This is a genomic window from Mesorhizobium sp. M1406, from assembly GCF_040317555.1.
Lineage (GTDB): Bacteria > Pseudomonadota > Alphaproteobacteria > Rhizobiales > Rhizobiaceae > Mesorhizobium.
The window spans coordinates 47559-70493 of sequence record NZ_JAMYKW010000001.1 but is presented as its reverse complement, the minus strand read 5'-3'; the positions used below and the strand labels follow the sequence as shown (position 1 = coordinate 70493).

The 22935-nt window shown below is 58.5% G+C and carries 22 protein-coding genes, 1 tRNA gene and 1 pseudogene; 10 read left to right on the top strand and 14 right to left on the bottom strand.

Annotation, left to right across the window (positions count from 1 at the left end):
- Window positions 1–16 precede the first annotated feature (16 nt).
- The 3 genes from NKH03_RS00330 to NKH03_RS00320 form a co-directional block, all read right to left on the bottom strand.
- Window positions 17–604, bottom strand: coding sequence for a GNAT family N-acetyltransferase (locus NKH03_RS00330; RefSeq protein WP_352966649.1), 588 nt, complete (start codon window positions 602–604; stop codon window positions 17–19).
- 118 nt (window positions 605–722) lie between these two features.
- Window positions 723–992: a 50S ribosomal protein L27 gene (gene rpmA, locus NKH03_RS00325; protein WP_015315190.1), complete on the bottom strand. Its 270-nt coding sequence runs from the start codon at window positions 990–992 to the stop codon at window positions 723–725.
- 98 nt (window positions 993–1090) lie between these two features.
- Window positions 1091–1774, bottom strand: a complete 684-nt coding sequence (locus tag NKH03_RS00320; RefSeq protein ID WP_352864996.1) for a 50S ribosomal protein L21 — start codon at window positions 1772–1774, stop codon at window positions 1091–1093.
- Window positions 1775–2177: 403 nt separating this feature from the next.
- Between NKH03_RS00320 and NKH03_RS00315 the strand changes: the two genes are divergently transcribed.
- The 4 genes from NKH03_RS00315 to NKH03_RS00300 all read left to right on the top strand — a co-directional run bounded on the left by NKH03_RS00315 (window position 2178) and on the right by NKH03_RS00300 (window position 4880).
- Window positions 2178–2267, top strand: a tRNA-Ser gene (locus NKH03_RS00315).
- Window positions 2268–2427: 160 nt separating this feature from the next.
- Window positions 2428–3708 carry a tyrosine-type recombinase/integrase gene (locus tag NKH03_RS00310; RefSeq protein WP_352966647.1) on the top strand — a complete coding sequence of 427 codons (1281 nt, stop codon included), beginning with the start codon at window positions 2428–2430 and terminating at the stop codon, window positions 3706–3708.
- Window positions 3709–3753: 45 nt separating this feature from the next.
- Window positions 3754–3999, top strand: a complete 246-nt coding sequence (locus NKH03_RS00305; protein ID WP_352966646.1) for a hypothetical protein — start codon at window positions 3754–3756, stop codon at window positions 3997–3999.
- A gap of 116 nt (window positions 4000–4115) precedes the next feature.
- A complete protein-coding gene (locus tag NKH03_RS00300; protein ID WP_352966645.1) occupies window positions 4116–4880 on the top strand; it encodes a hypothetical protein in 765 nt (254 codons plus the stop codon).
- A gap of 81 nt (window positions 4881–4961) precedes the next feature.
- On the opposite strand, the gene NKH03_RS00295 is transcribed toward NKH03_RS00300, so the two are convergent.
- Window positions 4962–5444 carry a hypothetical protein gene (locus NKH03_RS00295; RefSeq protein ID WP_352966644.1) on the bottom strand — a complete coding sequence of 161 codons (483 nt, stop codon included), beginning with the start codon at window positions 5442–5444 and terminating at the stop codon, window positions 4962–4964.
- 181 nt (window positions 5445–5625) lie between these two features.
- Here NKH03_RS00295 and NKH03_RS00290 point away from each other — a divergent pair, with 181 nt between their 5' ends.
- Window positions 5626–7458, top strand: coding sequence for a competence protein CoiA family protein (locus NKH03_RS00290; RefSeq protein ID WP_352966643.1), 1833 nt, complete (start codon window positions 5626–5628; stop codon window positions 7456–7458).
- Between the two features lie 435 nt (window positions 7459–7893).
- Here NKH03_RS00290 and NKH03_RS00285 read toward each other — a convergent pair whose 3' ends face one another.
- Together NKH03_RS00285 and NKH03_RS00280 are read right to left on the bottom strand one after the other, a co-directional pair.
- On the bottom strand, window positions 7894–8373 hold the full coding sequence (locus tag NKH03_RS00285) for a hypothetical protein (protein WP_352966642.1): 480 nt from the start codon (window positions 8371–8373) through the stop codon (window positions 7894–7896).
- Window positions 8374–8375: 2 nt separating this feature from the next.
- Window positions 8376–8567, bottom strand: a complete 192-nt coding sequence (locus tag NKH03_RS00280) for a hypothetical protein (protein ID WP_352966641.1) — start codon at window positions 8565–8567, stop codon at window positions 8376–8378.
- A gap of 728 nt (window positions 8568–9295) precedes the next feature.
- Here NKH03_RS00280 and NKH03_RS00275 point away from each other — a divergent pair.
- Window positions 9296–9910: a hypothetical protein gene (locus tag NKH03_RS00275; RefSeq protein ID WP_352966639.1), complete on the top strand. Its 615-nt coding sequence runs from the start codon at window positions 9296–9298 to the stop codon at window positions 9908–9910.
- A gap of 400 nt (window positions 9911–10310) precedes the next feature.
- Here NKH03_RS00275 and NKH03_RS00270 read toward each other — a convergent pair whose 3' ends face one another.
- The gene (locus tag NKH03_RS00270) at window positions 10311–10952 is read right to left on the bottom strand and encodes a recombinase family protein (protein WP_352966638.1); all 642 of its coding nucleotides are present in this window, start codon (window positions 10950–10952) and stop codon (window positions 10311–10313) included.
- A 1048-nt stretch (window positions 10953–12000) separates the two neighbouring features.
- Here NKH03_RS00270 and NKH03_RS00265 point away from each other — a divergent pair.
- The gene (locus tag NKH03_RS00265) at window positions 12001–12843 is read left to right on the top strand and encodes a hypothetical protein (protein ID WP_352966637.1); all 843 of its coding nucleotides are present in this window, start codon (window positions 12001–12003) and stop codon (window positions 12841–12843) included.
- A 33-nt stretch (window positions 12844–12876) separates the two neighbouring features.
- Here the strand turns inward: NKH03_RS00265 and NKH03_RS00260 are convergent, their stop codons facing one another.
- The 4 genes and pseudogenes from NKH03_RS00260 to NKH03_RS00245 form a co-directional block, all read right to left on the bottom strand.
- On the bottom strand, window positions 12877–13317 hold the full coding sequence (locus NKH03_RS00260) for a hypothetical protein (RefSeq protein WP_352966636.1): 441 nt from the start codon (window positions 13315–13317) through the stop codon (window positions 12877–12879).
- 123 nt (window positions 13318–13440) lie between these two features.
- On the bottom strand, window positions 13441–13848 hold the full coding sequence (locus NKH03_RS00255) for a hypothetical protein (RefSeq protein WP_352966635.1): 408 nt from the start codon (window positions 13846–13848) through the stop codon (window positions 13441–13443).
- 1186 nt (window positions 13849–15034) lie between these two features.
- Window positions 15035–15394, bottom strand: a pseudogene (locus NKH03_RS34975) (primase-helicase family protein); the annotation flags it as partial.
- Between the two features lie 2474 nt (window positions 15395–17868).
- Entirely contained in the window at window positions 17869–18285 is a 417-nt protein-coding gene (locus NKH03_RS00245) for a hypothetical protein (RefSeq protein ID WP_352966633.1), read from the bottom strand.
- 364 nt (window positions 18286–18649) lie between these two features.
- Between NKH03_RS00245 and NKH03_RS00240 the strand changes: the two genes are divergently transcribed.
- The gene (locus NKH03_RS00240; RefSeq protein ID WP_352966632.1) at window positions 18650–18799 is read left to right on the top strand and encodes a hypothetical protein; all 150 of its coding nucleotides are present in this window, start codon (window positions 18650–18652) and stop codon (window positions 18797–18799) included.
- Window positions 18800–19113: 314 nt separating this feature from the next.
- Here the strand turns inward: NKH03_RS00240 and NKH03_RS00235 are convergent, their stop codons facing one another.
- Together NKH03_RS00235 and NKH03_RS00230 are read right to left on the bottom strand one after the other, a co-directional pair.
- A complete protein-coding gene (locus NKH03_RS00235; protein WP_352864998.1) occupies window positions 19114–19407 on the bottom strand; it encodes a type II toxin-antitoxin system RelE/ParE family toxin in 294 nt (97 codons plus the stop codon).
- Entirely contained in the window at window positions 19407–19661 is a 255-nt protein-coding gene (locus NKH03_RS00230) for a type II toxin-antitoxin system ParD family antitoxin (protein WP_352865000.1), read from the bottom strand. Before NKH03_RS00230 ends, NKH03_RS00235 begins: the two co-directional genes overlap by 1 nt.
- Here NKH03_RS00230 and NKH03_RS00225 point away from each other — a divergent pair.
- Both NKH03_RS00225 and NKH03_RS00220 read left to right on the top strand, forming a co-directional pair.
- Window positions 19627–19860: a hypothetical protein gene (locus NKH03_RS00225; protein ID WP_352966988.1), complete on the top strand. Its 234-nt coding sequence runs from the start codon at window positions 19627–19629 to the stop codon at window positions 19858–19860. The two genes, NKH03_RS00230 and NKH03_RS00225, sit on opposite strands and share 35 nt — an antisense overlap.
- A 485-nt stretch (window positions 19861–20345) precedes the next feature.
- Window positions 20346–20840 carry a hypothetical protein gene (locus NKH03_RS00220; RefSeq protein WP_352878606.1) on the top strand — a complete coding sequence of 165 codons (495 nt, stop codon included), beginning with the start codon at window positions 20346–20348 and terminating at the stop codon, window positions 20838–20840.
- A gap of 77 nt (window positions 20841–20917) precedes the next feature.
- Here the strand turns inward: NKH03_RS00220 and recQ are convergent, their stop codons facing one another.
- Window positions 20918–22753, bottom strand: a complete 1836-nt coding sequence (gene recQ / locus NKH03_RS00215; protein ID WP_352966631.1) for a DNA helicase RecQ — start codon at window positions 22751–22753, stop codon at window positions 20918–20920.
- Window positions 22754–22935 lie beyond the last annotated feature (182 nt).

Here is a 22935-nt window from a genome sequence, read left to right as displayed (position 1 = left end):
TGAAGATCGGCACACATCAAAAGTGCACCCAGTTCCGCAGGCTGGTCCAGGTCTTCCTGTCGAGCCGGTAGCGCTCGACCGGCACCTGGCCGGCGACGATCGAGTTCAGCATGCCCTGGCCGGCATACTGGAAGCCGCATTTGTGGATGACACGGCGCGAGGCCGGATTGATGACCCGCGTCGAGGCATGCAGCACGTGGATCGACGTCCTCTGGAAGGCGAGGTCGACCAGTGCATGCGCCGCTTCGGTCGCATAGCCCTTCTTCCAGTACGGCTCGCCGATCCAGTAGCCGAGTTCCAGTCCGCGATCGGTGGTGTTGAGGCCGGCACAACCGACGAAAGTGTCGGTGCCGGCCAGCGTCAGGGCGTAGGCGATGCCCGCCCGGCGCGACTTGGCCATGGCGAGGAAGGCGCGCGCCTCGGCCTCGCCATAGGGGTGCGGCATGCGGGCCAGCATTTCGGCGACATGACGGTTGTCTGCAAGCTCGACCAGCTGCGCGATGTCGCCTTCGTGCGGCGCCCGCATCACCAGTCGCTCGGTGACCAGCACCGGGCAGTCTATCGCGTAACTTTCGTCTTCTGAGTCTTCCGCTTCGGCAACCATTTGAAGTCCTCCAGGCACAAGAAAAAGGGGAGATGGAAACCCATCTCCCCTGATCCTTTTCCTGGTTTTGCCAGACACCGGTCCCGAGATGGGCGCCGGTGTTCTAGTGCGGAACCGGCTACTCCGCGGCTTTGGTAATCGGGTTGACCGATACGTAGGTTCGGCCGTTGGCTTTTTTGTTGAACGTCACGGCGCCGGTCTCGAGCGCAAAAAGCGTGTGGTCCGTACCCATGCCGACATTGACGCCGGGATGCCACGTGGTGCCGCGTTGACGAATGATGATGTTGCCCGGGATGACGGCTTCGCCGCCGAACTTCTTCACGCCCAGACGCTTGGAATGCGAGTCGCGACCGTTGCGCGACGAGCCGCCAGCTTTCTTGTGTGCCATCTAACTAACTCCGTTGCGCCGCAAGGCGCCTAAAAGGCGTTATGAACGCGTTCGCGTTCCGTTTCAAGTCCGATCCGGCGACCTGATCGCCAGAAAAATTACTTCGCCGCCAATTCCTTGGCCTGCTCGCGCCAGTCCTTGATCTGGTCGGCGCTGAAGGGCATGTGCTCGTCGATCTTGGCGACATCCTTGTCGGTCAGCTTGGCGAGCTGGGCAAAGGTGATGATGCCCTGCTCGTTAAGATCCTTGGCTGCGACCGGGCCGATTCCCTTGATCACGGTCAGATCGTCCGGCTCGCCCTTCGGAGCCTTGAACAACGGCGCTGACGCGGTCTCGGCTGCCTTTGTCTCGGCTGCCTTGGCCTTGGGCTCCTTCTTCGGCGCGGCTTCCGCCTTCGCTTCAGTGGCGGCCTCTGCCTTGGCTTCCTTCTTCGGCGCCTTGACCGCTGCCGTCTTCGTCGGCTTGGCACCACCCAGCAGGATCTCGGAGATCCGCACGGTGGTCAGAAGCTGACGATGGCCGATCTTGCGGCGCGAATTCTGCCGACGGCGCTTCTTGAAGGCGATGACCGTGCGGTTCTTGCCCTGCTCGACGACTTCGGCGGTGACCACCGCGCCGTCGACGAACGGCGCGCCGAACGTGACATTTTCGCCCTCGCCATGCGCGAGCACGTGGCCGATCTCGACCATATCGCCGACATTGGCTTCGACTTTTTCGATCTTCAGGAGATCGTTGGCGGCAACGCGATACTGCTTGCCACCCGTTTTAATGACTGCGAACATTTTTTGCCTTTCGCTGTTCGGTCGGCCTTGATGAACCGCCTCTGGCGGTTCAGCCGTCTTTTTGTCAGTCTGCGGGTTCAAAAAACAAGCGGCGCGGAAGAACCCTCCACGCCGATTGCGCGCTGTCCCTAACCGAAGGTTGAGTGTGAGTCAAGGCAAACAGCCGCGCCGGGGACTGTTATTGGCGGCAGGCACTGGCCGTGTCGACAGCACCGCGCCGCGCTGCCGTCGTGGAGGCAAGGATGCGTGACTGGTCGGCAACCTGCCTCGGTCTCCCTGCACCGGACCCGCCGCGAATCCGCCGCTTGTCCGGCAAGCCAAATAACTGACGGATTTGGCCTTGTAACCTGCCCGTTCAGCCGTTATCTAGTGCGCCGCGCCGGCAACGGCCGACCATGACCGCGGAGAGGTGGCAGAGTGGTCGAATGCACCGCACTCGAAATGCGGCATGGGTGCAAGCCCATCGGGGGTTCGAATCCCTCCCTCTCCGCCACCAATTAACCGACTAATCTGCATTCAACCATCTGATTTTACTGGATTTTTTGCTTCTCGACTTCGAGCAGGGCGGTAACCATTCCATCGGTTTGCTCTGGTTCCTGCTCCTGAATTTGCTATGGTCTCTCCGCCAAGTGTCCAGCCGGAGTCCAGTGCAAATGGGTAAGCAGATCAAGCTCAAAAAACGCGGTGATACCTTCCATATGGTCCGGCATGTTCCTGTCCGGTATCGATCTGTTGAACCCCGAAAAGAGGTCTGGATTACCCTCCGGTTGGACTCGGAGAGTCTGGCTCGGCAGAAGGCCGAACAGGTTTGGTCGAAGACGATCGCAGCATGGGAGGCCAAACTAGCCGGCGATACCGGAGACGCAGAAAAGGCATTCGAGGCAGCGCACAATCTAGCACAGGCACGGGGCTATCGTTGGCTGACAGCCAGCGAGGTTGCCAAGCTGCCCAACGAAGAGCTTCTGGACCGTGTTGCCGCCGTAATCGCCAACGACCAACCGGACAGGAAGGAAGCCAAGGCCCTGCTGGGTGCGGCGAAGGAACCGGCAATCACCGTCAAGCGGGCTCTGGAACTCTATTGGGAATTGGCCGCCGAAAAGTCGATCGGCAAGAGCGACGACCAGATTCGCCGATGGAAGAATCCGCGCATCAAGGCGATGAACAATTTTATCAAGGTGGTCGGCAATAAGGCACTGAGCGAGATAACACGCGACGACATGCTGGATTTTCGGGATTGGTGGTCGAAGCATTTGGCGAAGGGCATGACCGCGAACAGCGCTAACAAAGACATTGGCTATGTCGAGAGCACGTTGCGTTTGGTCGAGGAAAAGAAACGCCTTGGCCTGATCCTGCCGTTCGGCAAACTCACATTCTCTGAGGACGGCGACGATCGTAAGCGGCCGGCATTTTCGGAGACGTGGATTAAGGACAAATTGCTTGCCAAGGGTGCATTGGACAAGCTCAACGCGGAAGCGCGCGCGGTCGTCCATGCCATCGTCAACACAGGTGCACGCCCTAGCGAAATCGTCGGCTTGCTGCCTCATCATATCCGGCTTGATCACGACGTGCCGCATATCGAGATTAAGGCGGAAGGGAAGCAGACCAAGAACAAGCCATCGCGGCGCGTGATTCCCTTGGTCGGAGTGAGCTTGGAAGCATTCCGGCAGTTCCCGAAGGGCTTCCCGACCTATCGTTTCAAGGACCGGATCAGCGATACCGTGAACAAGTTCCTTCGTGAAAACGGGCTGCTGGAAACAGAGGAACACACGCTGTACGGACTGCGCCACTCATTCGAGGATCGAATGCTTCACGCGAAGATCGATGAGCGAGTCCGGCGTGATCTAATGGGGCACAGTCTTGCCGGCCGGGAACGCTACGGCGCGGGCGCTACGCTGGTGCATGCGCGCGACCTTCTGGCAGCTATCGCTCACTAAAAGCGTTCCTAAGTAGTTGCTGACAAGAGGAAAATAGTCCTTTAAATGGGCGGCGTGATTTCAAGCGCCCTTCCCTCTCTGCCTTATTGTATTGCGCCGCGTTCGGGCACGTGGACGGTTGCACGTCTTCGTAAGGCGCTGCAAATGATTGCGCAGCTTGTTATCGAGGACGTTTCTTACCTGCCGATTTTTGAAAGGCTGGAACGGGAAGTCGCGCTTGCGGAAATGCAGGCCGGGACGCTTGATCCAGTGGAGAAGGCGAGAGCCATCGCACGTGCTGTCAGACATTGAGTGCAGACCGATGATCACGACGCCTAATTCGGCGTCGCGACCTGTCCTTTGCCGCCTACGCAGCCTATCGTCGCACGTGGGGCAACTTCGTTCGCGAGTTGATTGCAGAGGGTGGCATGCGGAACAATTCGACTATCGCGGTGTTTGCCGCAGGCTACGTGTTCGTGTTCGTCTTGCTCTTGACCATGAAGGCAATGTTCGTGCCTTCGGATGCGGCAGCGATTTGCAACGTGGGATGCCTCATCTATCGCGTTCTGAGCGAGTTTCAGACCCTGCTCGCGGCAGGCGTCGCATTAATCGCTGCGATGCCAGTTTGGCACCAAATCAAAAAGATGAATCTCCAGCAAGACATCATGGCACGGGAGATCATTGAGCGGCGGCTCGATTCCATTGAAACCAAAAGCCGCTATCTCGACATCAACACGGCGAAGCTGTTGCAAGATATTTGGCTGACCGTCTACGACCTCTCCGAAGAAGACGATTACGTCCCGTCTTTGGTTGAGCCGATGTGGGCCTTCAATATCGGCCAGCATGCGGGGCAGATAATTTCGGAGCTTGGAAGGCACCAGATCGCAAAGGCTGATAGTGTGCGGATTGAGGCAGCGCGTGCTGACGTAATCGACGCGCTTGCGGCACTTTCCAAGTGTGCGTCCACCATCTGCGCTCCAGCCGAATATGCTGGTGAACCGCTGCTGTCCGATGAAGATATGCAGCGGATGGAAGCCGCTGTGCCGGATGCATTGGCTAAGTTCCCGAATTTTGTCGATGCCGTAGATAAGGCTCGCAAGGCCTTCGTCGAGATCGCGGGCATCGAAAGTTCGTCGGTGCGTGAGCGACTCCGGGGCATCGCGGAACAGTTGATCCGCGATCACAAGGATTGATCCAATAGGATACGCGTGCTCGCTGCCGCAACCCTTTCAGATCACGGCCTGTCGCTGTCCAAGTCGAGGGGCTGCAAATGTTCAGATGGAAGTTTCCGGCCTCAAACTCGACAGCGCCGGCACCAAAACTACAGGTGCGACAGCGTTTCCCATCCGCATGTGTGCTGGCGAAATACGGACAATCGGATCGAACGCCGCCGCATAATCCGAGACATCCCATTCCCATGCTTCTTGGATACAGTACTCCCGGTTATAGAGAATCCAGATAAGGCGATCCCAATCGTAGTTTCTGGCCTTAGCACAGAGGGTGACCTTGCTTCCCGGTCTTCCACTGGGGCGATTTGCCTTGATTTGATATCGAACGCCGTCGCAGACGAAATCATACCCGCGTTGGACCGCCGTCGCTGTCAACTGCGATTGCTCGAATGCGGCCTCCGACATGCCAAGCAGCGTCACCGCCGCGTCGTACTCTGACAGCGCCGTGGTGATCGAAGGCGCTACGCCGTATCGCTCCTGCCACTGCAAAGCTGTTTCCACTAGCTGGTTTCGCAAGGTAAGTGCCATGGTCCTCCATCCTTGATCGCGCCGAGACACCGAACACGATAGTACCCCAACGCTTAAATTCGGGTAAGGTCGGTTTGTCCGGCATTCAGCGGGTGTGGGGATGGACGATCACCAAGAGGCAAGGAAGTCCTATGGCTCCGATCGTGCTCAGCTTGTCTACGGGCTGAGGCCGGACGGCACCTTGGCGCATATCAGCGAGGTTCAGCGCGGCGTCGCTTGCGGCTGCAATTGCCCTGCCTGTAGTGGGCGGCTGGTGGCTCGGAAGGGTGATGAAAAGGTGCCGCACTTCGGGCACGACGATGGCGAAGCGTGCGGCGGCGGTCCTGAAACGGTCCTGCACCTACTTGCCAAAGAAGTGTTTCGAGCCAACCCGACGATGCTCTTGCCGGAAAGGCTTGGTCTCAATACCGGCAACGTCGTGATGAAGCCGGGTCAGCAGGTCACGACACATTTCCTTCGGATCGAGTTCACCGACCCGAAAAGGATCATCCCAGACCTCTATGTTCGTGCGCTCGGCTACGACCTCTTTGTGGAAGTCGCGGTCACCCATGCGAGCGACGAAACCAAGATTCAGCGTCTCCGGGAATACGGCATCATGGCCGTCGAAATCGACCTGTCCAGATTGCCCCGAGACTCGACACGCGAGCAAATCGCGGATGCGGTGCTTCGATCTGCGCCACGGCGTTGGCTCTATCACCCAGACATCGATAGAGCGCAGGCGAAGAACCGCGCGGACGAAGAGAAATGGCAAGCTGCACAGGCGAAGCGGTACGCCGACTTTCAGGCCAAGCACGATAAACGGGTTGACGAACTGGCGCGCGCCTATGCGGAAGCACTTAGGCAATTGGCCGGAAAGAAGGTTCCCGTTCCACGCTACGCCGAGCTTCAAGCGATCGGACTCGCCGAACATGCTGGTATCGAGGTTGCGGGCTATGCCTGTTTCACCGTCCCGCCTGCGGTATGGCAAGCCACCATCTTGGCGGAGGTCTTCCACGACAATTGCCTTGGTGGCGGAGTTCGCAAGGCGGTGCCGATCGCCAAGCATCTCGAAAAGCGTCGTCTGATACGGCCGCAGTTCCAGCGTGTTTCGCGCGAGGTCGCGGATACTGTAATGGTTGAACCGCCCTTCGCGCCGCCATGGAAGGCCATTGACAGCTATTTGCTGCATTTGCTCGGCACTGGCGTGTTGGTCAAGCGGGGCTATAGCCTGTTGCTGGCAAATCCTTTCGCAGAGGAATGGACCGCGCGCACGTTGGCAGAGAAACAAAGAACCGCTGTCATGCATGCGGCAGTGCAAGCAGTCGATTGGATATTGGGACAGCTTCCCGACGCAGAGCGAGCGGACATGACTGGCGAATTGTGGCTCGATTCCATCCATGCGAAGTCCGGCATGACATATCGGGCCGCCATCCAGTCTGACATCGAAACGCCGAAGATTGCTGCCGAGATTGACGCCGTTGTCGCCATGATCGGAAACAGCGGCCCGGTTTCATATGCGACTGTAGGGTTACCGGTTGAAGGCGCAATCGAGCGCCGCAAAGCACGAATGGCTAAGCAGGCCGAAGAATTACGCGAAAAACAGGTTCAGGACGCGAAACGACTTCGGCAGTCACGAAGGGATCGGCTTTGCGTTGACGCTGAACAGGAATTGAGTGGTTCCGATCTTGGGGTATTCCTGAACACGAAACATAACGATCTGAGCGGAATGACGCCGTTGGAAGCGGCAGAGGATAGCGAGTCCGGATTGAGCCGAGCGCGCAATGTGCTGTCCGAATTGGTAAGGCAGCGCCGCGACGAGGCGGAGGCCGCAGTCGAGCGGAAGCGATATCAGGACATGCTCACCGCAGAAGCCACTCGCCGGTTGACTGCCAAGAATCTAAGCGCCTTTCTCAATGGCCGGGATGACGACCTTGGCCGAACAACGCCGCTCTTGTACGTCAGGAACGACGGCACCTATCAGAAGGCGCTTGGCAAACTCGCTGAATGGCAGAGGGGATTCGGAGGGCCGTTTTGACAATGGGAGCACGCTCCCGCGCGCGATCTAGCGCGGCTTGGATGAAGGGCGTTGGGTTTTGAGAAAGGTACCGATCAGGGCGTGTTGGGCGCGCTATCGAAGTGTCTGGACTTCGAGTGCGAATGGCAGCAGCCAGATTTATCAATCCCATGCTGGAAGGGCACCTGCCGCGCAGGCTGCTCGCTCACGTTCAAGTACCCTGATCGACGTCGCCAAGGCAGCCCTCTGGTGAGGATCGCGGCTCTTTTCGAACCTCGAATGCATGGCGCGCAACCGCGACTCCAACTCGGCCAGGACACGTTCTGACGGTTCATTCATATGCTAAACTCCAGAAGGTTCCCGCGCCTGCCCCAAAAGTACCCAAAAAGGGCAGGCGCGGGTGTGACCGGGCCTTGTCCGGCCGTTGCGCGTGCGGGGTGTCACGCGCAATAAGAATTAGGCGACCAAGAAGGGCGCGACGTACTGCCGGGCGCGCTCAGCGTCGAAACGGGTCTCCCGCAAATGCTCCGGGATTCCGGCCTGCGCCTCGCGATGGGCCTGCTCCAGTACCTGAAACCATTCAAAGACCTCTCCCCGCGCCGTGGGAGTGAGTCCCGAGTCTGCCAGCTTCTGCGTGTTGAGCTTCGGCGCGCCGGAAGGCTTTGCCGTGCCAGTGCCATCGGTCGTGTTGGAGCCCACGCTAGGAGCGCCAAACGCTTCGAAGAAGCCACGCTGGAACTCGTCGAGTTCTTCGACCGACTGCCCGCACAGATATTGAACCTGCAATTCAGTATACTTCGATGCCGGCTCCGGCTCAGCATCCGGCACATATTGCAGGTTGGCGAACTCCAGTTTTGCCGCGCTCCCCGGTTCGAAGTCATCGACAGACGCCTTGCCGCACGCGGCTAGATATTCTTTCTGGGCGATGTTGGTCATGATTACCCCTCGACTCGGGCGTTGATCACGGTCGGCTTGCGGGTGCCCGCACGTGCGACAGAGATCGCCGCTAGAGCGGAGTCATACGACAGCCACTCAGCATCGTAATTTTTTACCTGATCGGAGGCGTTGGCCCAGTCGAGATCGGAAACAACGCGGCCGTCTCGCAGTTTGATTGCATATGGATTGGTCATTGGTAGGTCTTTCTTTTGGCAAGTCGGTTACGTAAGCTCTTCGTGAAAATCGGCTTCGCTAGGAAAATAACGGTCGAGTGTGGCGCGGCGCTGAATCAGACAAAGCCTTAGCAAGGAAGGAACAGATCGACCCGTGCGCTCCTTCTCAGAAAGAGCAAAGTCAAATAGCTCGTCGGGGAGAGATACACTTACTACGCGAGACATCGACGTACCTCGCGGCGAACATCATCGGCACGCATCGCCGCTTCAAGAATTACGCCAATTTCGGCTGAAACGCTGGATGCATTTTGCCGAGCAAGTTTTCGCAGCCAAGCAAGGTGCTTGTTGACTAGATAAGCCGAAAACTGTTCGCCGGTTTTTGTGCGCATTCGAATGTCTACTTTCTTTAAGCGAATTAAAACATAGGATGGAACACATTCCTAGAAAAAGTTAGGAACGCGTCCCAAATGCAGGTCGAATGCCTTGGGCTTCTGCACTCATCCCCAGCGCCTGCATTTCGAGCGGAAAACGAAGTGTTGCTTCACGGCCGGGTGATGCGGCCACCACAGCGTTTCTCGGCTGGCACCTTTGGGTTTTAACGGTGTAACCCTCCGACCTGAAAGGCGACTTCTATGTCGTTCCGCAACGTGCAATAAATCGAGGCGCAGGCCTGTTCCAGGGGTGGGGAGACAGCAACAATGAGAAGCGGACTGAGGCTTTGCCGCGCGTGTATCGCGGGAGCCGTCCTCGTGATGGTCACTGCGTGCGGACCTGACGAAACAGCCGACAATGACAGGTTTTCCCTCGTGAACGAGGAAATAAACGACGTTCCTGTCAAAACACAGATAGAGCAACACGTAGTCGCCCAAGGCGTCCCTACGAAGAGTGAACTGGAAACTGAAATCTTGAAACGCTTCCGCGCAGCCGGAAAGCGTAGCGGCTTCCGGTACCATGACTCTCCGACGAACATTTACATCTATGTGTACGGCAGCAAAGAGCAGGCGCGAGCGGAACAAGGCCTGTGGATCGCGATGCTCGCGAAAAACTACTCTGATACGGGGGAGCCACCAGTACTCATCGACGAAGGCCGCCTTGCAGCGCTGTCAAAAGCCCCGGAGGACCGCTTTGGCTTGTCGGAGGACGTTCGGAAAACGGTTTTCAAGGAATGTGTCGAGGCAGAAAACAGGGCAAGTCGCGAGGCAATGGAGCGTATCCCGGACAGCAGACTGACCGAACAAACCAGCCTTGGAAATGAGTTGACCGAGAAATACAACGCGCAACTCGCTGCAAAACACAGCATCAACCGGGATCAACTTGTCGAGATACAGGTCGAAGGGTTCACCAAAGGGTGGCTCAGGCAGTGATCCTGTGGCCGGTTCCATCGGCGATATCGCTAGGAGAGTGATTTTCAGGGATGAGTGCAGACAAAGCTTTGAAACTTTATAGTCTCGCTAAGCGCACCGTGTGCGGCACAACTAGGCCGGGGCACCGTGCTCCCGTCTGGGTCCACTCCGGTGTGCCATGGGAGGAATCGAAGGCGGTGGGGGGTATGCCGAACGGGCTCGGCCTCTGCACTCAACCGGCAACGCGGCGCATCGTCGTCACGGACGACTGCCCCAATAGAGAAAGCCCGGCGCAATGGCCGGGCTTATAGGTCGCGTCGCGATGGCGGGCGGCCTAGTGCGGCCAGAGCATCGCTAGAACGAAGAGCCAAAAGAGAAGGCTCACAAGGGAACTGATTAGGCGCATGTTGCTGGGACTCCCCTACATGCGCCAGTTAGCCAAGGTCTGTTCCACATTGGCCGGGTTGTCCCGCATGCGGATGACGGTCTGGCGCTGGAGGCCGGTTAGCTTGGCGATGGCGCTAGGTCCCTCGCCACGTGCCACCGCAGCGGTGACGGTTTCGAAGTCCGCGCGGGTGTAGTCAGGCCGACGACCACGGTACTTCGCCGGGATAGCCTTAGCGGCCTCAATCCCCGCCTTCTGTGCCTCCTTGGTGGCCTCCGCCTGTGCCTGTGCCATCGCGGCCATGAAGGCAATCAACGTGTCGCGGATGGCTTCCTGTGTGGCATCTTTGGTTGCACCGTCGAACGTCATTCCGTTGATGATAGTCTTGATGATCACGCCTTTACGCATGAACTCACGGATCGTATCCGTCACGTCCCGATAGTTCCTGCCAAGCCTATCAACCCAGCGAACCACCAGCACGTCACCAGACCGGAGGATATCGAAGAGCCGTCGTCCGCCCTCACGATCCTTCAGAGGCGTGCTCACACCGGACACGCCATCGTCGGCGATCACGTCTTCATCGTTAAAGCGGTAGCCTGCGGCCTCCGCCTGTTGGCGCTGGTGACGAATGTTCTGGTCCGCCGTCGAAACTCGCATGTAAAGGACGTTCTTACTCATGACACCCTGACTCCTTGTCCAAAAGGGTTATGTCCAGAACTAGCCTGTCCATAAGTCGGAGTCAACTTCAACATACAGGTATCCGAGGGGGTAATCGCCCCGTGCGATGATGTAACCCAGGGTATACCCATATGGACATGGCGCGCGATGGCGGAGAGCGTCTTTGACCTAGCCAAGAGGATGGGGGCAGAGCATTTGATGCTCATTTTAACGATAGCGGATGCCGCGAAGGTTGAGTCCACATTCGGCCGTGACGATCATCCGGCCGGCGTGCGGCGTAGTGCGTGGCACGTTAAGCTTGGCGCGGCAGGTTTTGCCGCGAAGATTGAGAGCAGATGAGCGCGTAGGCATATCTGAAAAACGCTCCCGTTTGGGAATCTGCCCCGGTTGGAAAATCGTCCCGTTTGGAATCCGCTCCCGTTTGGGTTTGGCTCCCGTTCCGTTTGGGTGTGCAGATAGCCAGACCGGGATTAGATCGGCGGGATACGAGGATTCGGATGGTTTAGCCGGGAGGGTTGAGTTCAGATGCGACGCAGCGCGCCTTGGCGTCTGCCTTTCTCAGGCGAGGATCGTATTGATACAGACCTTACTGCCTCTAGCAGCGCACTGACAGTTCGCTTTTCTCAGGCGAGGATCGCACTGATACAAGCCTTACTGCCTCCAGCGGCGCACTGGCGTGCGTTTTTTTGTTGGTCTAGGCTACATTGATACAGCCCGTGCCGCCACCAGAGTTGCAGGATCGCGAAGGAACACCCGATATACAGGCGCGACGATTTCCCGAACTGTCAAAAATTTGCGTAAAGCGCACAAGCCAGCGATAGAGCCGATATACAAGAGAGGCGATTGTCGGCGGTTGCAATTTTTGCTGGAACGCGGCCCTTAAATGACTAAAGGCGCGGCCTTTAGAGCCACGCCTAGCCATATGTGGGTTTAGACTCTCAGGGTGCTACGGTAAGTGCCGTAGGCTCGCGTCACCATTGTTCCGCCACCTAGCGAGTAGCCTTGTTATAGGGCTAACATAAGAAAGATTCAAGGGGGAACCAAGGCCGTGTCCATAACGAAGCGTCATATCCCTACCATGGAGTTACTGGGAGAGTATCTGACATTCTGTCCGACACCGCGTCAGGTCGCGCACTTCGACGCAGACATGGGAACCTTGAACCCCACCATCTTACGGGACTCGATCAAGGAAGCCAAGGCCACCAAGGACCTCACTGGGATCAGTCACGCTGAACAGCGGATGATCATACATAGGATATATACTCGGAAGGTCAAAGAGTTCTCTGCCCTATATCCCGTGGTGTTCGCAGTAGAGAATGCCCTGAGGTCGAAGTTGGCCGACTTCCTAGCCGTGCATTTTAACCGCATGGATTGGTGGGTGCTGATAAGGGATGCAGTCCGCCTAGGGTATACCCACACTCACTTCGTCAATGGCAACATCTCTGGAAAGCCCGCTACCCAAGACTTCATCAAGCAGGCCTTTTTCGCGATGGACAAGGTACTTAACGTGCAGCAGATGGCCCGAAGGATCATGGGACAGGATCGAACGGACGAGTTCTACTACTGCCTCACCCTTGGGGAACTGGCACGGCTAATGGAGACCGATTGGACTCGTATCAGACCGATGTTCAGAGACGACGCCACTCTAGGCTTCAAACTTGATTTGACCGCGTTTCAGACGACCCTCGTGCTGCTGAGAGATGCCCGCAACGAGTTATACCATAGCAATCCCATCAAGAATCGCCCTCAAGTTTTTCAGGCAAGCGAGCGCATCCTGAACGCCTTGGACTTTCATCTTGGCGATTATGATTGCGACCTGCGAGACACATCGTACACGAGGATCGCCGCCGCCGTCATACGTGTGGACCGACACTTCCTGCCGGCGCGTTGAGGTCTACAAAGACGACAGGATGGATCCCGATCCTTACAGCCGCGTGACCCGACCAGCACCATCTAGGACAGCTTCGCACTGCCGTAATATTCCTTCAATGAAAGGAGCGCTGCGGGCGGCTGTGCCACGCATCTCATAAGCCTTCTGGAGCGCCAGTTCCCAATTACTGCCCCAGCCGCTTGCGGTGATCTTTTGCGAGAGATCATCCGTCATCTTGATCACCTTCAAGATATCGTCTTCCTGTAAATCAAGCACCTTCCGGCACTCGCCAGCGATCTCAGGATTTTCCGGGTGCTCCATCGCGCACCTACGCAATAGACCCAATCGACCCGCACGCAACATATCGAGAGAGCGCCCGAACTCCGCCGCGCTCTCGGCATTCAGACGCGCGACCTCCGCCCGCCTGTCGTTTACACGGTTCGCATGATCCCGCCCCATGCCGAGTAATGAAAGTAGAGTGCCGATGATGTCCACGAAGGTCTCCCCGCTAGCTTGGAGCTTACCAAACGTGAAGCTGGCGCACTACTGGCACGGTTATCGGGAAGGCTGGTGGGCGAGCACCGTGGTTAGGCATCGCCGCTTTAGTTGGTGTGCCGCTTAAATGGGAGAGCGAATGGCATGCGACACGCGATGAAGCGAGCGCGCGGTCTCTCGCAACTCAGACAGAGTGACTGTTTTGTCCATTTCGCCTAGCCGACAGGCGACCTCCGGTTCTTCCGGCTCCCATGGATTCGCGGAAGCGGACGCCAGCCCATGGGCAAGGCAGTTTCGGACGATTGCGAGACGGTCGATTTCTTTAAGCAACTCAGCCAATTCCGGCGTCGGCGGCTCAACCTTTCGCCATCGGAGCAGTACCGGGGTCTTCGACGCCTTCATATCGGCTGGACTGATCACGGAAAGACGTTTGCGGATCGCCGCTTCCACGTAGCCCCAGCATAGGAGCACTTCTCCGACTGCGGCCATGAGGTCGCGCATATCAGGTCCGGGAAGCGGAGTGTCGGTCATGCGTGAATGTCGCACGGGCGATCGGGCGTGAAAAGGTCGCGGTCTGCACTCATCCCCGGTCTGAACTCATCCTGCTTCGCGTGTCGGCATGTAGGCAATCGTGCGGCGATCTACACTGAACCGACGCGCCTGACGGTGCTGGGCTCCGCGATGGTTGATCGGACGCCGGGGGCTACCGGCAGGGTCAAATCGGTTGAGCGCAGAGACCGGATCGGTAGTTGGTGATTCCCCAACCTCCCCGACCTCCCCAACCTTTTTTCGACCCATGATAGGAATCCCGAAATCTACCCCTTCGAAAGCGTGACAACGGTGTGTGACAGCGGAGAGAGGGAGGATTCTCCGTTTCTATACGTATTTGAAAATTAGCCTGGGAAGGTTGGGGAGGTTGGGTAAATACGGCATGCCGGTGGTGTGTTTGACCGGCGAGCGGACGTAGGTTGGGGAAAGGTTGGGGAGGCGAAAAAGCCTCCCCATCGTATCACTCGCGGTCGAAGACGCCATTGATGAAGGTGTCGGCGACGCTCTCATAGGCTACCAACGCGGCATCATAATCCACCCCTTCCGCCCTCTTCGGCGGCAAGATCAAGTCTCCAGCGCTGACCACCGACGTATAGTCCAACGGGACCTTGGACTTCTCCGCATAGAACTCGCGCAGGGCAAGCAGCGACGGCAGCACAAAGCTGCGCCCCGTCTTGCCGTCGCCGTCTGTCTTGATAAGCGACGGCTCGCCCTTCTGCTTACGGAACGCGCCGATGAAGAACATGCTGATTGCTTCGGGCGATACCTCCTTGCCGTCGCGCGCCTTCACCATCGATCGATAGCTTCGATAGACGGTCTCCTTCGCAACATTGACGGACTTGTCTGCCCACTTCTTGCGTTCCGGTTCTGTCAATTCGCTATCCCCGTCCGCATTGGTGAACGTGCCGTCCGCCAGCACGGCGCGCAACCAACGGTCCTCCGCCTTCATGTTGATGAGAATCTGACTGATCAGCGCATCGGTGAGCGGCGGGTTGCGGAGGTCGACGCCGTAGGCATGTTCCACGGCTGCAATATCGAGCCTAAGCAGGTCATAGAGCATCGCTGCCGCAACCTTTCCGCCCCGAAGCTGGTCCGCGAGCTTCTGAAAATAGGCGGTGTTGCCCTTCATCTCTGCACTGGCAACCGTGACCGCGTAGCGCCGCGCGTCTCCCGTTGCCCTCACCACGTTCTCGGCATTCGACAAGAGGATAAAGCGCCGATAGTCGCCGACTTCGATGGCGTCCATGAACTTGTTTTCCATCATCATGCGGTCGCTGGTGATCATGTCCTTGATGATGGAGTCGATCTTTGGATCGCCCGCGAAGAATGCTTCCTCCGCAACGGCAAGCATCTTGCCCGACATGTGGCCGTTGAAGTTGCCCGTAAGCTGGCGTGGATCGCTCACCTTGACGCTATGGCGGTTGCCCCAGACCTGACGCACGAAGTCAGTGAAGAGGCTCTTGCCGGTTCCTTCGATGCTTAGAATGGCGAGCGCGGTCCCGATCTTACGGCCGGGATTCTGCACCATGTCAGCAAGCCATGCGTTCACATAGGCATAGAGCCGCTTGTCGCCGTTGCAGATGATACGGAAGACGTGGCGCTGCAAATCCAGCCAGTCGCCCTTGGCGGGCTCAATGGCAAAGCCGCGATACATGTTCAGTTCGTCAGGCGGGGTGTTGTCGGGCTGCCCATAGCGGTGCGGTTCGAACACAACGGCCGTGCGGTGATCGCGTGCGGGCGATTTCAGCCATGCCGAGAAAACCGAGTCTCGATCTTTTCCGGCCGTCCAAGGAGCATAGATGTCTTTAGCCGCCCGGAGTTTCAACCAGCCTTCGCCGTTGCTCCGCTTCTGGAAGATCACGGCATCGCCGCCACGCTGGACGATTGCAATTTCATTGTTCAGGGCAGCAATTGCCGATTCCATCTTCTTAAAGTGGGTGGTCGGTTTTTCGGTGGGCGGGTGCTCTCCACTAGGAACGCCATCGCCCGCCACGCCGAAATCCTCAAGCGCCTTGGCGAAGTCCTCCGGGTGCATGCAACTATTTGCAGGATCGGTCAGGGCTTCGATCGGAAACCAGTCCATTTCAATCGCCCGCTTAATCCGGTCCAGCGCATCGTGATCGGCACAGGAATCGTGGCTGCAATGGAAGGCGAAGCGCTCGGCATACCCGGCATCCTCGATATAGGCTCCGGGATCGTCTTCCGTACCCTCGCTTCCGTGGCCTTCACCATGCGGGCAGATGCATGCGAACTTTGACGGGCTGCGCTCCATCCGTCGATGCTCCGGGCAGTGATCGGCGAAAACGTTGGTCGGCTCGAAATGGCCTCCGAAGATCGCCGCCCACTTTCGCAGATTGAAGCTGCCGATCATGAGGCGGTCGCGGTCGTCCGCGCCGCCCATGTCGCCGCCGGCCGCGTCAAACGGGTCGGTCGGTGCCGCCTTGTAGTCCTTGGCCGAAACCTTGGTGATCGTCGTCCAGTCGAGTTTCTTCCCGGCGTTCACGATAATCCGAGCATCGGTCGCACCCGGAGCCTTGGACGGGAGGTAGAAGAGGCGTGCGCAGTCGCGCGCGGCCCGGTCGACCTTGATCCCGAGTTCACTTGCCAGCCCGAGAATCATATCGCCCCATGCGGCCTGAGCGTCCTTCTGGCTGCCCGGCTGTTGGGCCATCACGTACGGCTTGTGCAGAATGAAAACCAAACGGAACTTGTCCAGCGGACGGCAACGCAAGTTGATCTTGATGCCATCGACTTCGTGCGTTGTGTCCACATATTCGGCGGACGCGATCACGTCCCCAACGTACTTTCCTTCGTCGGTCATGAAGAGTCGAACGAGGCGGTTAGCCTCATCGCTGGAAAGGTCGTCCAGCTTCGCCGGATGTCCGTTGTCGCCCGCCCACTTTATGAAGCGGTCCTTCTTGTAGTCGATCTTCTGAGAACCGTGCGAGTGGGTTGTGTAAGCGATGAAGAAGAGCCCCTTCGACCTGAGCATGGCGATCGTTTTCGCCATGTTCTCACCGCTATCAACATCGAGCCCCATCATGTGCAGTCTGATAACGGCGTTATTGGTGCGCCGCCCGTCCTTAAGGACGCCGAGAACGAAACACTTGCCATCCTTGTTGCCGACTCGAATCTTCGTGAGGTCCGAGTTCAAGAAGTTGCTGAACGGCGCTTCCTTCGAGTTCGCAAACACCTTTGCATCGCACTTACCTGCGAAGGCAATCTGGAGCTTGGTGTTGAGGATGTCCGGACCAAGCTCGCCGATGACGCTCGCGTCATTGAGGGTCGACTCGGCGGACGGAGAGAATGCGGTTTCAATCTCCGCCACCGTGACAATGTCGAACTTCCCGCCCTCGGCCAGATGCTTGGCATCATCATCACAGAGCCGATAGTCGTCATCAGCGCCCAGCACGTCGAACTCGACATAAGCGTCGTCCGTATCCTGCTCCTGCCACCGCGCGACAAGCGCCTTGGCAAGCTCCCCCTCATGGTCGGCGACGAGATAGACAAGATGCGTGCTGTCCCGATCACCATAGAGGATGTACGACGGCGTCAATCGCGCGGCTGCGTCTCGCGCTTCGTCACGGTCGACAAACGCAAGGCGGACACCGTGGCGACCGTGTACGGCAGCCCGAAAAGGCGTGAGCGGATCAAAGGAGGTTGTGGCAGTCATAGGTACTCCGAAAGTCAGGGCGCACGTTGGCGCTCGCCGCGACACATGGTGCGGGCGTTGGGCATTTGACGGCGCGTTTTCGGAGGGTGCTGAGCCTTTTTCGAGAACTCGCGTCGTCGGCGAAATGAATTACGTCGTCCCCGACGACGGGACTGTCTTTCGAGATGCCACCCGCCCCTAGGTGGGAACGGGTGGCCGCGATTTCTCGAAGGTCAGCAGCCTTGATATAAAGTTGTTGGCAGGCATTTTCAATCGAAACTTAGGAACGGTGTCCTACGGCGCAGTTTCGTGCATCATGCAATATTTGGAATGACTGAAAGCGCTACAGCCTATTCTCGCAATTCGATCGCATCCATGACTCGATCTGCCAGTCGGAACGAATTTCCAGCCAGAAACATGGTTCGGCCAAACGTGGCTCCCGTGTCGGTCTCATCAAACCGGAACGACACGCCGCGAGGCCGCATTGCCGAGATTTCGTAGTCGATCGCGCATTCGGCCGTCTCGCCAGAAGTGTCCTCGCGAACGTCGAATAGAGTCATGTCAAGTACGACGTTTCGCCCGCGCCCGCGCAAATCGGCGGCGGCAGCCTTGCATGCAGCCGACCACTGGAAATGATGGTCGATCCACGCCCGCTTGATCTCAGGTGACGCGTGGAAGAGTTCCTGCCAAGCGGCTACGCCGAACGGATCAGCGTGAGGATTGTAGAGCGCCAGAACGGCTTTGGAGAGGTTCGGAGCGTCGAACATGTGTGTCCTTCCAAGCGGGCGAGCCGCTTCGGTTCAAAGAGAAAATGGGAGGTCAGGAAGGGCTCACCGAGCCTGCGCAATTTGCGCATTGCACGGTCTAGCCGCGCGCAGCACCCTCCGGGTGCCGCATTTGCTTCACCGAAGCAGGAATGTGTCTGGAAAAAAGACGCGGCTATGCCAGCGTCATGCCACTTGTCTCATAATAGTGTGGCGGCAGTATGGCGAAATGAACTCCGGCTAAAGTACAGTTCGGAGTGATATGGCACTCCGGCGAAGTGTCTTTTGTCCAGAAATGCTTGCAATTGACTTAGCTTGATTGGATCGCATTCTGAGTTAGTCAATCTTAGCGCAAAGGAGCTTTCCTATGTACAACTATCCTGAAGAAACCCTCGTCGCTGCAACTCTGATAGGGGATGAAATAAAAGAGATCGGTCAGAATCAGGTGTCAAATACCGCCGAAGGGATAGCGGCCGGCCGCGCGCTCCAACAGCAAATCGGCAAACTTCAGCAATAGCTTCACGATTGGTATCTGCCAGCGGCAACCCGAACACACCGGTTGTGGTGCCCTTCGGCCACAAAGTGCGCCGTAAGTGATTTCACTGTTCTGCACTCAACCTGCACGCGGCCGGGATTGGCACTTCCGGCCACATTTCTTGCTCTGATTCTTGCTCTGGTTTTTGCCCGTTCTATCCAGCTAACTGGTTGATTTTATTAATGTCATGATCCAGGCTGGCGGCCTCCCTCTCCGCCACTCTGCTTCGGTCCATTCCGCTGCCGAAAATCACCGAGTATCTGGAAGGATACGGCAGTTTTTGGCCCTAATCCAATCTAGAAAGGGTCGCCCGCCCAATCCTCATGTCCGTGGCGGATTCGGACAATGAGGATGTCGCCGTCCGCTTCGATCCGGTACACGACAAGATGGGCCTTGCACGGGTGGATGCGCATTGGCGGCGAGATCTCCCGGCGCTCCCGCGCCATGCGCGGATTGGCGGCGATCAACTCAAAGACCGCAAACAACCCCTCATGATACTGTCTAGCCTGCACCGCGCCGAACAGACGCACTCCCTGCTCGGCAATAGCGACAACGTCTTCTTCCGCCGCCAGGGAAAGGCGGAACCCCATTACCCGTTGCCGCGCGTCGCATCGGCCCGAGTCAACGCGGCTGCAAAAAGTGCGTCTTTGGAACGACCCCCGATGCCACTTTTCAGCCCGTCATCGACATAGCGCTGCATGGCCGCAATCTTGTCATTGCGCTCCTGATCCCGGCGGATCAGATCACGCACATAGTCGCTGGCATTTGCATAGCGACCTGTTCTAGTTTGCGCCTCGACCCAGTCTTTCATGGGGTCGGGCAAGGATACGTTCATAGTCGCCATATCGGCCTCCATTGATTGCCATTATGGGGTATTTTGGCAAACTTTGTCAAAAACCTTTGCTGTTCCGCCACATCGCCAGGACGAGACGGACACACGAACTCGGGAAATAGCGTTTGATTTCAACTCCTGGCAGAGCCTGCTCGTCACGCTTACCGGCCTGGCGCCGATCACGCTGATCAGCATCGGCATCGCCTGCTGATAGTGTTCACGAATCTACAGCGCCGCGAGCGCATGGACTGCCGGATCAACGAGCGCCCACGCACCTGATCGCTGCCGACAGGGCACTGGATGGATCATTCACCGGAACATGGCTGTCGATCCTATCCATCTGCGCGACTTCGCGAGCGGGAATCGTGGAGGACGATACGACCGTCGACCTCAAGGTCGAATGCGTCGGGGATCGGACCACGCTCGCAGCATCCGCAATGCGGTCGAAGCATGCCTGTCCGACATCCTGCTGCTCGGCACCGAAGGCGTCCAGCCACGGCCGGGGCCATCCGCGAGTTCGTGGTCGCACATCTCCGCCCCTCCGATGCAGAAGAGTAATAACCGGGTATACCTCTCGCGGTGACCCGGATATACTTTGCGATCCGCGCCGACGAGAATTTGCTGAAATAACTGCCGTCTCTTGCGGAAATATTCGCTTTAGGAGATGCTGATCCCTGGCCTTGGGAGGGCTTGGGGATGAAAAGAAGAACATTGATGGCACTCACTGCCATTGTGCTGCTCGGTGGCTGCCAAACAAGCAATCAAGCCGACTACATGCAAATCGGATATGGACCCAGTTTCGAGGTTGCGCATGCTCAGTGTGAGATGCGGAAAGGGTCGGTGGACCAAGGTTATCTTGCCATCGGATCGCCGGCCTTTGTTGCCGGCGCTGGCCTTGGCAACGCACTCGGCAATGCGATAGCCGAAGATCAATACATGAAGAACTGTCTGATCATCAGCGGCTGGAAACGGGCACCTCAAGGAAAGGCGTCGGCCGCAGTTGCCAATCCGGCCACTCCGGCCGGTGGCTTTGGCCAGCAGCGCGCACCTGGCAGCTGGATAAATACCGCCCTACTGGATTGGTCGTCAGCCAATAATCAGTGCATTGCCGGCAACAAGTCCGCCTGTGCTACCCGGACCAAACTGGGGGCTCAGCTAAGGGCCGCGGGCGTCAATCCGGCGCCGATCTGAGTTCCTCAAGATCGGGACCGAAGTCGTAGCCAGGAGACATGGGGTTTAGGTATTCTCTGCAGGGGGAAGGCCTGACGTCAGCCCGCACCACCCGCCCGGTGCCCCTCGATCGCGTTCAGAAAAACCTGGCCAAACTCCTTCAGCTTGGCAGCACCGACGCCATTCACCTCGGCAAAGGCGTCGAGGTCGCGAGGGCAGCGTTCGGCCATATCGATCAGCGTGCGATCGGAGAACACCACATAGGCCGGCACCTGACGCTCCTTGGCGAGCCGCAGGCGCAGCGCCTTGAGCGCGGCCAACAGCGACGCATCGATGCCCTCGGCGTTCATACCCTCGGCCGCTCGCATCTTGCGCAGGGCGCGGGTGCGGACTTCGACACGATAGTGGAACGGCATCTCGCCACGGCCAAGCGCATGGCCTTTTTCGGCGATGGCGAGCCCGCCATGGCCGGCCGGATCAGGTTCCAGGAACCCGCCCGCGGCAAGCTGCCGGATCAGCGACAGCCAGAAATCCTTCTTGTGCGCCAGTCCGCTGCCGAAGCTGGCAAGCCTCTGGTGGCTTCTGGTCAGCACCTTCTCGGTTTCATGGCCGAGCAGAATGTCGATGACATGACCGGCACCAAAACGTTCGCCGCTCTGCGCGATGGCCGCCAGGATGACCTGCGCCTCCGCCCCGCCGTCGGCGCGCGGCGCCTGATCGAGGCAGGTGTCGCAATTGCCGCAGGGCGAAGCCTCTTCACCGAAATAACCAAGCAGCACCTGGCGGCGGCACTGCGCCGTCTCGCAATAGCCGATCAGCGTGTCGAGCCGGCGATGCGAGCGCCGTTTGTGCTCCACGGCAGCGTCCTCATCGTCGATGAAAAGCCGGCGCATGCGGATGTCGCCAAGGCCGAACAGCATATGCGCTTCCGCATCCCGCCCATCGCGGCCGGCACGGCCGATCTCCTGATAGTAGGCCTCCAGGCTGCCCGGCATATCGGTGTGGAAGACATAGGCGACATCGGGCTTGTCGATGCCCATGCCGAAGGCGATGGTCGCCACCATGACAACGCCGGAGAGCGTCATGAAGGCGTTTTGATTCGCATCACGTGCCTCCTTGCTCATGCCGGCATGATAGGCGAGCGCGGTGACGCCGTTCTTTTCGAGGAAGGCCGCCATCTCTTCCGTCTTCTTGCGCGACAGGCAATAGACGATGCCGCTGCGGCCGGGATGACGCTCGACGAAGCGCAGCAACTGGCGCTTGCTGTCCTGCTTGGCCTCGATCGCAAGCTTGATGTTCGGCCGGTCGAAGCCAAGCACCAGGGTTTCGACACGCTCGCCGAACAGCCGGGCTTCGATATCCGTGCGCGTGCTCTCGTCTGCTGTCGCCGTCAGCGCGATGATCGGCACGTTGGGGAAAATGCCGCGCAGCCGCGACAGGTCCTCATACTCGCGCCGGAACGCCGGACCCCATTGGGAAATGCAATGCGCCTCGTCGACGGCAATCAGGCTGATATCGAGCCTGGCCAGCGCGTCGAGCATCCGCTCGGTCATCAGCCGCTCCGGCGCGAGGTAGAGCAGCCGCGTCTGGCCCGAAGCGACGCGCCGCCAGGCGGCGATATTGGCGTCGCGGTCGATCGAGGAATTGATCGTGTCGGCCGCCACGCCGGCAAGGCGCAAGGCGGCGACCTGATCCTGCATCAGCGCGACCAGCGGCGAGACGACAATGGTGAGCCCGCCCAGGACCAGCGCCGGCACCTGATAGCAAAGCGATTTGCCCGCGCCCGTCGGCATGACAGCCAGCACATGGCGCCCGGCCAGCAGCGCATCCATGACATCGGCCTGGCCGGGACGAAAATCATCGAAGCCGAACACGTCCTTCAGGACACGCCGCTTGGGATCCTCGGCTGGGACGCTCATTGCCGATGCCTGCATCAGGCAGACACTGGGCTGGAATTTCGTGGACTGGCGAGGATGTGGAAACCGGTCAAAACGACTCTCTGCATGGACGCCTTGGCTTAGCGCAGCTGGCATCGGACCACAACATGAACAGGTCGGTATAAGCAGGCCGACCGATCGGCGGCATTGAGCAAGGGCAGGCCTTCTCCAGGGGCAGC